Origin of the sequence: Paenibacillus antibioticophila, assembly GCF_000455265.1 — a bacterium.
In the GTDB taxonomy this organism is placed as follows: domain Bacteria; phylum Bacillota; class Bacilli; order Paenibacillales; family Paenibacillaceae; genus Fontibacillus; species Fontibacillus antibioticophila.
In genome coordinates, this window is record NZ_HG005139.1 from 1,547,382 (window position 1) to 1,560,703 (window position 13,322).

Below are 13,322 nucleotides of genomic sequence, written 5' to 3' on the forward strand. Positions count from 1 at the left end.
CGATGAGGTGATTTAATGAACCTGAAAGCTGTTGAGATGCAAATAGCAGTTCCGAGAACCGGTGAAGCAGGCCGGATTCAACAGGATGCACAGCATCGTCCGGCCGTCGAGCAAAATATGTTATCGGTTGAACAATTAAAACTGCAGGAACATCAGCGGCAACGCAGCGCTGGAGTTGATGAGAGTGCACAGAATACGACAGTCAAGAGAGAGGGCCAGCAGTCAGGGCAACATCAAGGTCAAGCCCATGCCCATGCCGAAGAACAAGCGGAAGAACAGAATAAGGATCGTCCAGCTGTTCATCCGTTTAAGGGAAAGCACATTGACTTCTCGTTGTAACGTCGTTTTACTACATATACTAATACATCAAAGGTGAGGATCGTATTGTCATTTGGAGAACCCTGGTTCTATATCGTTCTGTTGGGCGCAGCAGCACTCCTGTATGCGTTCATGCTTCCTGCACGAATTGATTCGGCCAAGCCTGGACGAAGCGGATACGAAGAAGTCGAAGCTACCCTGGAACAGTATATGGCGGAAATTGAAAAGGAAAATAATGAATTGATTGATCTCGTATCCCAAATGAAGCAGGACTTTGCGGCGAAGCAACTGTCACAGCAGGAACAGCTTGTAGAGCTTCGCCAACGTCTAAGCGAGGTTGAACGGGCTTCCCGAGAAAATGGAGTAAAGCTCGGAGAACTGGGGCTAAGCGTTAATTCAGTACCAATGAAGACCGTAGAGGGAAATCCCTCTTTCCAGTCCGAATCGGCTGGCAGCGCTCTAACTGATCCTTCTATGGCTATTGGCGCCGTGTTTTCCGAAGCTGCTCCTGTGCTAGAAATCATTGAAGAGACTGTTATTGAGGAAGAGCCGCAAGAGAGCAATAATCCAACTGTGCGTGAGCGATATGCAGAATTGTTCGAACTGTATGCTCAAGGAAAGTCATTGGATATGATCGCAAAGGCTACCGGAATTCAGCGGGGCGAAGTGCAGCTCATTCTTCAGCTTGCCAAGAAGGAGGACTCGCAATGATCCGTAACCGCAGCTTTATGCTTGGCTTGGGTGTAGGGCTTATTGCCGGTGCACTTCTTCTTCAGCTTATGCTGCTGGGTCAAGGCAGTTTCAGCAAGGCTCAAACTCGTGAAGAGGTTGAACGCGCTGCAGCGCTTTTAGATCTGAAGGTAGTCGGGGAGCATGAAGAGCTGATGACCAAAGAAGAATGGAACGCTCAAGAGCGGCTAGGCTCAGAGCTTGAACCGGATGGAGACACACCATCCGTCGCAGCTCCAGACTCGCCAGACTCTCCGGAGTCTCCGTTGCCGCCGTCGGCAGACGATGAGAACGATGGGACGAGCAGTGAGGAATCCGGTTTCATGGAGGATTTGGCTAATCAAGGCTCTTATATTGAATACAAAATTGCTGGCGGCATGACACTTTCCGGGGTTGCTGACGGACTGCTACAGGCTGGGGTCATCAGTGATAAGGATGAGTTTCTAAAGCAGGCAACTGCCCGGAAGATTAATTATACGGTGCGGGCAGGGACCTATCAGTTCCTTGCCGGCGAGGATTATGCCTCTATTATCAAGAAGCTGTCGCCTTCTAAAGCATCCAATTGAAGCACAAATTAACAGAGAAGCTCCTGATTTCAGGGGCTTCTCTGTCTGCTAAGCAACATGATTTCAATTGTTGCATCGCTATTTCAGTTATGGTATATTAATTGACGGTGTTATAACGCACGCTGGCTGATTTCGGGAAGGGTGCTCCGGTAGGAGTCTTCACGGAAGGTGAATCCGGCGGAGGAAGCATCAAATAAAACCAAACTAGGAGGTGCGTGAAGATGGCAGTAATCTCCATGAAACAACTGCTTGAAGCAGGCGTTCACTTCGGACACCAAACACGTCGTTGGAATCCGAAAATGGATCGTTATATCTTCACAGAAAGAAACGGTATTTACATTATTGACCTGCAAAAGACGGTCAAGAAAGTAGAAGAAGCTTACAACTTCGTTAAGAGTGTAGCGGAAGACAACGGAACGATCTTGTTCGTTGGCACGAAGAAGCAAGCTCAAGATTCCGTGAAGGAAGAAGCAGAGCGCGCTGGCCAATTCTACATCAACCAACGTTGGCTCGGCGGTACGCTGACTAACTTCCAAACTATTCAAAAGCGGATCGACCGCCTCAAGCAACTGGAAACTTGGGAAGAAGACGGTACTTTCGCCGTTCTGCCTAAGAAAGAAGTTATCATTCTCCGTAAAGAGAAAGATCGTCTTGAGAAATTCCTCGGCGGGATTAAGAACATGAAGGGCCTTCCTAGCGCTCTGTTCGTAATCGATCCTCGCAAGGAACGTATTGCGGTTGCAGAAGCCCGCAAATTGGGCATCCCTATCGTAGGTATCGTTGATACGAACTGCGATCCGGATGAGATCGACTATGTAATTCCAGGCAACGATGATGCGATCCGTGCTGTTAAGCTGTTGACCGGCAAAATGGCTGACGCTGTAATCGAAGCTAACCAAGGTGAGCAAACTACAGCTTAATGCTGTGACTCGACATAGGTTATGAATTAAATGAAAAAGGGTGGTTGGTAGGTGTCAAACCTCTCACTGCCCTTTTTTTAAGATGAATAGAATATACTTATTATGGAGGTAAATACAATATGGCAGTAGATGCAAAAGCGGTAAAAGAGCTACGTGAAAAAACAGGTGCAGGGATGCTTGACTGTAAAAAAGCGTTGGAAGAAGCAAACGGCGACCTGACAAAGGCTTCTGAGATCCTTCGCGAGAAAGGTTTGGCAGCTGCAGCGAACAAGGCTGGCCGCGTTGCAACGGAAGGCGTTGTCGAGTCTTACATTCATGCCGGAGGCCGTATCGGCGTATTGGTTGAAATCAACTGCGAGACAGACTTCGTGGCAAAGACAGATCAATTCAAGGATTTTGCTCGTGACGTAGCTATGCATATCGCTGCGATGAGCCCTCGTTATGTTCGTCGTGAGGAAGTTCCTCAGGATGAAATCGAGAAGGAAAAGGAAATCCTTAAGGCGCAAGCACTGAATGAAGGCAAGCCTGAGAAAATCGTTGAAAAAATGGTTGAAGGCCGCATCGGTAAATACTATGAAGAGTTCTGCTTGCTGGAGCAATCCTTCGTTAAGGATCCAGACAAGACCATCTCTGCTCTGGTAAACGAGAAAATCAGTGCGATTGGCGAAAATATCTCCATCCGTCGTTTTGTTCGTTATGAGCTGGGCGAAGGCCTTGAGAAGAAAGTGGACAACTTCGTAGAGGAAGTTATGTCCCAAGTGAAGCAATAATTTAGAAGCTAACTGCAAACGAACAAACTAAACGTTTGAATAGATGGAACACGCCGTGTTCCTTCTTTTTTAAACTGAGACCCCTTTTTGGAGTCAAGAGAGGTCTAAAGTGGAGGTATACAATTTGGAACAACCAGTCTTTAAACGCGTTGTCTTGAAGGTCAGCGGAGAGTCGCTTTCCGGACAAAATGGATATGGCATTGATGCCGATACGATTTCATCAATTGCCCAGCAGGTGAAGGAAGTTACCCGTCTCGGGGTTGAAGTGGCCATCGTATGCGGGGGCGGCAACATCTGGCGCGGTATTGCCGGCAGTGCGAAAGGGATCGATCGTGCAACGGCCGATTATATGGGGATGCTCGCGACGGTGATGAACTCGTTGGCATTGCAGGATGCGCTGGAGCAAATTGAGGTTCCGACTCGTGTCCAAACCTCGATTGCGATGCAGCAAATCGCTGAGCCCTATATTCGCCGCAGGGCCATTCGGCATCTGGAAAAAGGCCGTGTCGTCATTTTTGCGGCAGGCACGGGCAATCCGTTCTTCTCGACAGATACCACCGCTGCTCTCCGCGCTGCAGAGATCGAAGCCGAAGTGATTCTGATGGCGAAGAACAAGGTTGACGGCGTATACTCGGCAGATCCGTTCCTGGATCCTAACGCTGAGAAATACGAGGTATTGACCTACCTTGAAGTACTTAACAAAAACCTGGGCGTAATGGATTCCACAGCTTCCTCGCTGTGCATGGACAATAACATTCCGCTCATTGTGTTTAATATAACCGAGCAGGGCAACATCAAGCGTGTCGTACTCGGTGAGAAAATCGGGACGATTGTCAAAGGGAGTGTAGATTAAATGCCACAAACGATCAAACAACATGCTGAAGAGCGCATGGACAAGGCGATCCAGGCACTTAAACGAGATCTTGCGACGCTTCGTGCAGGAAGAGCAACACCTGCGCTGCTTGACCGAATCCAGGTAGATTATTACGGTTCGCCAACCCCGGTTAACCAGCTTGCCAACATTAACACGCCGGACTCGCGCACCTTGATGATTCAGCCTTGGGATAAGTCCTCGTTGTCTGAGATCGAACGTGCGATTCAGAAATCGGATCTGGGACTAACACCGGCCAATGATGGATCGATGATTCGTCTGTCGATTCCTCCTTTAACAGAGGAGCGTCGGGTGGAGCTGGTGAAGATGACGAAGAAATTCGGAGAAGAAGCCAAGGTAGCGATCCGGAACATTCGTCGGGATGCTAATGACGATATCAAGAAGTTGGAGAAAACCGACATCTCTGAAGACGAATCACGCAGACACCAGGAAGATATCCAGAAGACGACCGATAAATATGTTGCGGAAGTCGAAAAAGTGCTGGCGGGAAAAGAAAAAGAGATTATGGAAGTTTAAGAGATCATACGCGGCCCCTCCTTTTACGGTGGGGTTTTGTCTCTTTTTCATCACCGGCTTGGAGGAACTATAATGATCAAGTTGTTTAAGTCCTGGCGAAAAAAAGCCAATGCTCCGGAGGCCGCGGTAACCGACCTTGATAATATCCCGAAGCATGTTGCCATCATTATGGATGGAAACGGAAGGTGGGCTCGCAAGCTCGGCCTTCCGCGTATTGTTGGCCACAGAAACGGAATGAAGGCAGTCAAGCGGGCGACGATGGCGGCTGATGAACTCGGAATTTCTGTCTTGACCCTTTACGCCTTCTCCACGGAGAACTGGAAGCGTCCCAAGGAAGAAGTGGATTATTTGATGTCTCTTCCCCAGGAGTTTCTTGCGCTTGAACTTGAAGAATTGATTGAGAAAAATGTCCAGGTTCGGATGATGGGACATACAGATGAACTGCCATCCCACACCTTCGCTGCCATGGAAGAAGCAATTGAACGGACAAAGCAGAATACCGGACTTATTTTGAATTTTGCATTGAACTATGGAAGTCATCGCGAGATCACGGAAACGGTGCGTGGAATTGCGGCAAAGGTGAAAACAGGCGAGCTGTCGCCGGAGGACATTACCGAGCAACTGCTGGGTTCTTCCCTGCTTAGCGGAGACCTTCCTGATCCGGATCTGTTGATCCGTACAGGAGGAGAGCTGAGACTGAGCAATTTTATGTTATGGCAGACTGCTTATAGCGAATTGTGGTTCACCGACCTTTACTGGCCGGAATTTGGACGCGCACAGCTTGTGGAGGCAGTAGCCGAGTATCAAAGACGCACCCGGAGATATGGCGGATTATCCTAGCGGATGGAAGGAGTTGGCGAGTTGAGACAAAGGATGATTACTGGAATCGTTGCTGGAGCCGGCTTCCTTGGGCTCTGTATGCTGGGCGGACTCTGGTACCATGTATTGGTCCTGCTGATGAGTCTGATTGGTTATTACGAATTCGTTCGTATGACCGGCATCCGCCCCTTCCAGGGAACCGCTTGGATCGGATACCTCGGTGTTCTCTACACAGTATTCCCTTGGGAGCTCCTCGGACTCTCGATGCCGCTGGACCTCCTGCGCAGCTATTGGCTGCTCATGTTCCTGTTCCTTGTAATTACCGTAATCAGCAAAAACCAGATTCCGATCGGACAAATGGCCATGCTGTTTTTGGGAATGGTCTATATCGGGATCGGCTTTCATTACCTTGCGGTTACACGGAGTACGTCAGACGGTCACGGGTTGTTCTGGACGTTCCTGATGCTGGCAGCCATCTGGAGCAGCGATGCGGGGGCTTATTTTACCGGGCGGAGAATAGGCAGGCATAAGCTATGGCCTGCAATTAGCCCGAATAAGACGATTGAAGGCGCGGTTGGCGGCATTGTCGCCGCTGTCATTGCGGCCGTTCTGTTCGCGGTGTTCTCAGGCGGTATTCTAGGGATTGGGCAAGCCCTGTTGTTGGGATTGTGTGCTGCTGCAGTCGGACAAATGGGCGACCTGATTCAATCGGGATATAAAAGAGTGTATGGAATTAAGGATTCGGGCACGTTGCTGCCCGGCCACGGCGGAATACTCGATCGCTGCGACAGCTGGATTATCGTATTTCCGTTCGTACATATTTTGCAGTTGCTTCCTATTTTTTGATGACAAGATGAGGTGAGCTTGATGAAAAGAATATCGGTAATCGGCTCCACCGGCTCGATTGGCACCCAGACGCTGGATGTGCTCAAGCAGCATCCCGGGCAATTTTCGGTTGAAGGATTGGCTGCCGGTAGGAATATTGAACTGTTTCTGGAGCAAGTTCGTCTTTTCAAGCCCAAAAAAGCTTCTGTAGCGGACAAGGACGCCGCGGATTCGTTGCGTCCCTTTCTTCCCGCTGGAGTGGAGCTGTTTTACGGTGAGGAAGGCTTGACCGAGGTGGCAGCAGGGACCGATGCGGATACAGTGGTTACAGCGATTGTAGGCAGTGCAGGACTTCCATCTACACTGGCAGCAATTGATGCGGGAAAGCATATTGCCTTGGCCAACAAAGAAACATTGGTTACAGCAGGTCAACTGGTTACCGAGCTGGCCCGCAGAAAAGGCGTTTCATTGCTGCCGGTAGACAGCGAGCATGCTGCCATTTTTCAGTGCTTAAATGGAGAGCGTCTTGGCGATGTGGAGCGGATTGTGCTCACGGCCTCAGGCGGATCTTTCCGTCATTTGAATCGTGAGCAATTGAAGCAAGTGACGGTGGAGGATGCGCTCAAGCATCCGAATTGGTCGATGGGGGCGAAGATTACGATTGATTCCGCGACGATGGTCAACAAAGGACTGGAAGTTATGGAAGCCCATTGGCTGTTTGGAATGGACTTTGAACAGATCGGTGTTCTGCTTCATCCGGAGAGTATTGTCCACTCCTTCGTTGAATATCGTGACGGCAGCGTGATTGCCCAACTTGGCAATCCGGATATGCGCGTTCCGATTCAATATGCCTTGACCTATCCGGAGCGCTGGCCTTCGGAGACCAAGCGGCTTTCCTTGTCGGAGGCAGGGCAGCTTCATTTCCGTGAGATGGATTTGGAGCGTTATCCTTGTTTAAGAATGGCCTATGAATGTGGTAAACTAGGTGGGACAGCACCAAGCGTGTATAATGCGGCAAATGAAGTCGCGGTTGCGCGGTTTTTGAACGGTGAAATTCCGTTTCTGCGCATTGAGTCCCTGATTGAGGAGACATTGTCCAGACATACGAATCATTCGGCAGATGATCTGGATACGATATTTGCCGCCGACCGCTGGGCTCGAGAGATTGCTTCAACGATTTAACCCCTTTTAAGTGCGAGTTCAAAAGTCTTCATGAGCAAGAGATGAATTTTTGAACAACCTCTTTAAGAGCAGTCTTTTTCAGTCGGAAAGTTCCATCCCTGTATTCTCTTGTGAACATTCGGAGAATAATGATAATCTAAAACCATGTGGACGATCCGCGGCCCAAAGGAGGATGCTTAGTTTGGAATTGCTTAGAATCATATTTCTGACGGTTTTTATGTTCTTCATTATTGTTACGGTACATGAATGGGGACATTATTACTTCGCCAAGCGTGCGGGTATTCTAGTGCGTGAATTTGCGATTGGATTCGGTCCGAAGCTGTTCTCCTACAAAAGAGGGGAGACGCAATTTACACTTCGTCTGCTTCCGTTCGGCGGATATGCGCGGATGGCCGGGGAGGATCCTGAGCTTGTGGATCTAAGCGTCGGACAGACGGTAGCTCTCCGCCTGGAGGGGGATGAGGTTCGCAAGATCTACCTTGACCGGCTGGACAGCCGTAAAAATGTGATTCGCGGCGAGGTTGTGGAAGAAGATCTGATCGACCGCCTGCAGGTGACGCTGAATGTAGATGGCGAGACGCTTCATTATCCGGTTCATCCGCAAGCGATGCTTGTTGCCAAGGGCAAGGAGACGCAGATCGCACCGAGAGACCGCCAATATGGAAGCAAGACGGTGGCTCAGCGGGCCTTGTCTATCTTTGCCGGACCCCTGATGAATTTTATCCTCGCATTCGTACTATTTGCGCTGCACATTCAAATGGCGGGAATTCCTGAACCCGACCCGAGTCATCTTGAGGTGGGCGAGGTTATGCAGAATATGCCTGCTGAGGATGCCGGAGTCCGTCAAGGCGATATTATTGATACGGTGAATGGAGTCAAGGTTGGAACAGACGCTAATGGTCTCATCGAGATGATTAAGGCATCCAAAGATAAAGCCATGATATGGACCGTCAAACGTGGAGAACAGACCATTGATATTACGTTGACTCCTAAAGCGGTCGACGAGCAAGGGGATGCCAAGGTCGGAACCTCGATCATTACCTTTTATCCGACGCGCAGCGCATCCTTTGGCGAGACCTTTACGGTAGCCGGCGATAATATGGTCTACACGACCAAGGCGATCTTCCTCGGCTTCCAGCAACTGATCAATCAGTTCTCGATGGATGATCTGGGCGGTCCGGTTCGTACCTTTGAAGTGACAGGACAGATTGCGAAGCAAGGGATCACCCAGTTGACGTATTGGGCAGCGATCCTGAGCCTCTATCTTGGCATATTCAACTTGCTGCCGATTCCGGCCTTGGACGGCAGCCGGCTGATCTTCCTGGGAGTAGAGGCGTTGCGCGGCAAACCGATAGATCCGAATCGGGAAGGGCTGGTACACTTTATAGGGTTTGCTATGCTGTTCTTGCTAATGATTGCAGTTACCTATAATGATATTTTACGCTTGATCGGATAAACGAAATATTTCAGTTGTTGAACTAACGGGAGGACATGAAAGGTTATGGCTAATGAGGAGAAGCAGTTTGTAACGGAAATTACGCCGCAGGGAGAGGACTTTTCCCGGTGGTATATCGATGTCATCAAAAAAGCGGATTTGATGGACTATTCGCCTGTACGGGGATGTATCGTGTTCAAGCCGGACGGCTATGAAATCTGGGAGCATATTCAAGCTGAGCTGGACCGCCGCTTCAAAGAGACCGGACACCGCAATGCGTACTTTCCTCTATTTATTCCCGAGAGCTTCTTCCAGAAGGAGAAGGAGCACGTGGAGGGCTTCAATCCTGAGCTGCCATGGGTGACGGAGGCTGCTGGGGAGAAGCTGGAGGAACGCCTGGCGATCCGTCCTACCTCGGAGACCATGATTGGTCATATGTATGAAAAATGGATTCAATCGTACCGGGACTTGCCGGTACTGATTAACCAATGGGCCAACGTAGTTCGCTGGGAGAAGCGGACGTTGCCGTTCCTGCGTACAAGCGAGTTCCTGTGGCAGGAAGGTCATACCGCCCATGAGAATGAACAGGATGCCCGTGAAGAGACCATGCGGATGCTGGAAATTTATCGTGATTTTGTGGAAAATTATTTGGCGATTCCGGTCATTGTCGGACAGAAAACACCATCGGAGAAATTTGCCGGCGCTGTAGATACCTATTCGATTGAAGCCATGATGAAGGACGGACGAGCTGTCCAAGCAGGAACCTCTCATTATCTAGGTACTAATTTTGCCTCTGCGTTTGATATACAGTATTTGAACCGGGACAATGTTCAGGAATATGTGCACACCACTTCATGGGGAGTAAGCACCCGGCTGATCGGATCGCTGATTATGGTTCATGGCGATGACCGCGGTCTTGCGCTTCCGCCAAAAGTTGCTCCGAAGCAGGTAATGATTATTCCTATTGGGCCTCCTAAGACGCGGGATGCTGTGGTCGGCAGAGCGGACGAGCTGTTTGCTGAGCTTAAGAAGAACGGCATTCGGGTGGGCATCGATGATCGTGCTGATGTGCGTCCTGGCTGGAAGTTCAACGAATATGAAATGCGTGGCGTTCCGGTTCGCCTGGAGATCGGCCCTCGTGATATGGATAACGGAGTTTGCGTATTGGTGTCGCGAATTTCCGGTGAGAAGAAGGTTATTGAGCAAGAGCGGTTAGTGGAAGAGGTTCAGGCGATGCTGGAGCAGGTGCATCAGGAAATGTACGAGCGTGCCAAAGCCTTCCGTGAAGAGCATTTCTATTCCGTGGATACGCTGGATGAAATGAAGGCAAGCATCGAGGAGAAGCGTGGCTTTACATTAGCCGGATGGTGCGGATCTGAGGCCTGCGAGCGCCATGTGAAGGACGAGACGGGTGCTACAAGCCGTAATATTCCGTTCCAGCCAGAGGTAACCAAGACAACCTGTCTTGTCTGCGGCGAAGAGGCGAAGCATACAGTTGTTTTTGCCAGAGCCTACTAAGGTCAGCTTTTGATCACGAAGAATATAGCTTCCGGCAGAGGAAGTGCGGCAGGATGATTCCTGTCTTTCGCTGCCGGAAGTTTTGCTATTATAAAATTCTATTTCCACTACGGCGATGGGGGGAGAAGCATGTCTGACGCTAAGGGGAAGAGAACAAGGCTTGAACTGTTGATGAAGCAGGCAGAGGTTCCGGCCCAGGTGATTGATCCGTATTTTCTCGATGGGGTTATTGAAGCGGTTGAGGTCAGCCGAAGCAATAAAGCGTGGTTGATTACACTCAGCAAGTCCACCCTGGTTCCGGCTCAAGTGTACCGAACATTTTATACGCGAATAAAGGATAGGATGGAGCATATTGCCCAGATAGCATTCTTGTTCCGATATGAAGACCCGGTTTCGCCTGGGGAGATTGTTGGGGAGTATTGGAAGCTATTCCTGGAGTGGGTTCAGCGTGAGGTTCCATCGGTCAATGGCTGGATGGCTAGAGCGACGCATGAAGTGGACGGGGACTTGGTGTCGGTAACATTTACCGATGAGACTTCACTGGAGCTGGCCCGGAAAAAAAATATAGATAAGGCGATTACGGCATATTACGATACTTTTTTCGGGTTGCCGCTGCGTGTAAAGCTGCTGACTGGTGAGGATGCAGCAACTGCATTTGAAGAATTCCAACAGCGGATTGAGGAAGAGAATAGGGAAGCAATCAGTCGGATGATGATGGATAGCTTGAGCGCGGAAGCCCCGCCGGAAGAAGTCGTTGACAATGAAGAGGTCATCAAGCTGCAAATTGGTTATGATATCAGGGAACAGGCGGTGCCTATTCAGGATATCCAGGACGAAGAGAAGAAAATAACGGTTCAGGGTACCATTTTTGGACTGGACCGTAAAGAACTGCGGAATGGCAATACGCTGTTCATGTTCAATTTGACGGATTTCACGGATTCTCTGCAAATGAAGCTGTTCGCTAAAAACAAGGAAGATTTGAAGGTAATGGGTCAACTCGCCAACGGCAAGTGGATCAAAGCAAGAGGCAAGGTGGAAATGGACCGCTTTATGCAAGTCCCTGAGCTGGTGATGATTCCTTCCGATTTGACCGAGATTCAGGCTCCGCCTTCCCGGAAGGATCAAGCTGAGGAGAAGCGCGTTGAATTCCATCTCCATACAACGATGAGTACGATGGATGCTGTAACTCCGATCGGAGATTATGTCAAACAAGCCGCTAAATGGGGGCACAAGGCGATTGCGGTAACCGACCATGGCGGGATCCAATGCTATCCGGATGCAGCCAAGGCTGCAAAAAAGAACGGAATCAAAATGATCTATGGCGTGGAAGCGAATATTGTGAATGACAATGTAGCTGTTGTTCTGAATCCTCGACCTGAGGAATTGAAGACAGCGACATTTATCGTATTCGACATCGAGACCACCGGCTTATCGGTGACTCAGAACAAAATCATCGAAATTGCTGCCGTTAAAATGGTGGATGGCAAAGAAATAGACCGCTATGCCACCTTTGTGAATCCTCATGAACGCATTCCCTATAATATTCAGCAATTGACGAATATTAATGATGATATGGTCAAGGATGCGCCAGATGTGGAGCCGGTATTGGACGAGTTCATCACCTTTATCGGCGATGCGATACTGGTGGCGCATAATGCGAGATTTGACTTTGACTTTGTAAACGCCAAGCTCAAAGAGCTGGGACGGTCCGCCATGACTAATCCGGTATTGGATACGCTGGAAATGGCCCGTCTGCTGCATCCGAGCATGAAAAATCATCGGCTCAATACGCTGGCTGCCAAATACAAGGTGTCGCTAGAGAATCACCACCGGGCGATCGACGATACGCTTGCCCTCGGCCAGATCCTGATTGGATTAATTGAGGATGCGGACAAGCAGGAAGGGATCGTCTCCCTGGAGCGGCTCAATGACCGGGTCGGGAAGGACTTATCCAATGCACGTCCGTTTCATAGCGGAATCTATGCACTGAACATGACAGGCAAGAAAAACCTGTTCAAGCTGGTGTCCATGTCTCATACCCAATACTTCAAGCGGGTAGCCTGCATTCCTAAATCAAAGCTTGCAGATATGCGTGAAGGGTTACTGATTATGTCAGGCTGCGAAAAGGGCGAGTTTTTCGAGGCCGTGCTTAACAAATCCATGGAAGAAGCAGAGGGTATCGCTGACTTCTATGATGTGCTTGAGATCCAGCCGCTGACGATGTACATGCATCTTGTGGACAAAGGGCTTGTGGGCAGTGTGGAAGAGCTGAAGACAGCGGTGCGCAAAATCGTTGAGATTGGCTTTAAGCTGAACAAGCCGGTAGTCGCAACGGGCAATGTGCATTATCTGGATCCGCGGGACAAGCTGTATAGGGATATTACGATCCATGGCATCACCGGATTTAGTCCGCTGAAGGATATCCGCAAGCCGGATGCTCATTTCCGGACGACAGACGAGATGCTGGAAGAATTCGAATTTTTGGGCAAGGACAAGGCATTTGAAGTTGTCGTGACCAACACGGCTGAGCTTGCTGAACGTTTTGAGGAGTTAGAACTGTTCCCGGATAAGCTGTTCACACCGATCCTTGAAGGTGCGGATGAGGAAATCCGTAATACTTGCTATGCGACCGCCAGATCCATCTACGGTGAGGAGCTTCCCGACGTTGTCGTGAAGCGGCTCGAGAAGGAGCTGGAACCGATTATCAAATACGGCTTCTCTGCGAACTATCTCATTTCCGAGCGGCTGGTGAAAAAGTCGAACCAGGACGGATATTTGGTCGGCTCACGGGGCTCAGTAGGCTCCTCGGTCGTTGCGACCTTCCTGGGCATT

General features: G+C 49.7%; 13 protein-coding genes. All 13 read left to right on the forward strand.

Annotation, left to right across the window (positions count from 1 at the left end):
• The first annotated feature begins 15 nt into the window (after positions 1-15).
• Complete coding sequence (locus tag TX85_RS07015; protein ID WP_044478379.1) at positions 16-339, forward strand: hypothetical protein; 324 nt, start codon at positions 16-18, stop codon at positions 337-339.
• Between the two features lie 45 nt (positions 340-384).
• Positions 385-1,029: a hypothetical protein gene (locus TX85_RS07020; RefSeq protein ID WP_049894851.1), complete on the forward strand. Its 645-nt coding sequence runs from the start codon at positions 385-387 to the stop codon at positions 1,027-1,029.
• On the forward strand, positions 1,026-1,613 hold the full coding sequence (locus tag TX85_RS07025) for an MltG/YceG/YrrL family protein (RefSeq protein WP_044478381.1): 588 nt from the start codon (positions 1,026-1,028) through the stop codon (positions 1,611-1,613). Before TX85_RS07020 ends, TX85_RS07025 begins: the two co-directional genes overlap by 4 nt.
• A 221-nt stretch (positions 1,614-1,834) precedes the next feature.
• A complete protein-coding gene (rpsB, locus tag TX85_RS07030) occupies positions 1,835-2,533 on the forward strand; it encodes a 30S ribosomal protein S2 (protein WP_044478382.1) in 699 nt (232 codons plus the stop codon).
• Positions 2,534-2,652: 119 nt separating this feature from the next.
• Complete coding sequence (gene tsf, locus TX85_RS07035; protein ID WP_044478384.1) at positions 2,653-3,303, forward strand: translation elongation factor Ts; 651 nt, start codon at positions 2,653-2,655, stop codon at positions 3,301-3,303.
• 124 nt (positions 3,304-3,427) lie between these two features.
• Complete coding sequence (gene pyrH / locus TX85_RS07040; RefSeq protein ID WP_044478385.1) at positions 3,428-4,156, forward strand: UMP kinase; 729 nt, start codon at positions 3,428-3,430, stop codon at positions 4,154-4,156.
• Complete coding sequence (gene frr / locus TX85_RS07045; protein ID WP_044478386.1) at positions 4,157-4,711, forward strand: ribosome recycling factor; 555 nt, start codon at positions 4,157-4,159, stop codon at positions 4,709-4,711.
• Between the two features lie 72 nt (positions 4,712-4,783).
• Positions 4,784-5,551: an isoprenyl transferase gene (locus TX85_RS07050; RefSeq protein ID WP_044478387.1), complete on the forward strand. Its 768-nt coding sequence runs from the start codon at positions 4,784-4,786 to the stop codon at positions 5,549-5,551.
• Between the two features lie 21 nt (positions 5,552-5,572).
• Complete coding sequence (locus TX85_RS07055) at positions 5,573-6,376, forward strand: phosphatidate cytidylyltransferase (protein WP_044478389.1); 804 nt, start codon at positions 5,573-5,575, stop codon at positions 6,374-6,376.
• A 21-nt stretch (positions 6,377-6,397) separates the two neighbouring features.
• A complete protein-coding gene (locus TX85_RS07060) occupies positions 6,398-7,537 on the forward strand; it encodes a 1-deoxy-D-xylulose-5-phosphate reductoisomerase (protein ID WP_044478390.1) in 1,140 nt (379 codons plus the stop codon).
• A gap of 181 nt (positions 7,538-7,718) precedes the next feature.
• Entirely contained in the window at positions 7,719-8,993 is a 1,275-nt protein-coding gene (rseP, locus tag TX85_RS07065) for an RIP metalloprotease RseP (protein ID WP_044478391.1), read from the forward strand.
• Positions 8,994-9,038: 45 nt separating this feature from the next.
• Complete coding sequence (gene proS, locus TX85_RS07070) at positions 9,039-10,490, forward strand: proline--tRNA ligase (RefSeq protein ID WP_044478392.1); 1,452 nt, start codon at positions 9,039-9,041, stop codon at positions 10,488-10,490.
• Positions 10,491-10,619: 129 nt separating this feature from the next.
• Positions 10,620-13,322: PolC-type DNA polymerase III (locus tag TX85_RS27390; protein ID WP_044478393.1), on the forward strand; the 2,703-nt coding region annotated here is incomplete at its 3' end.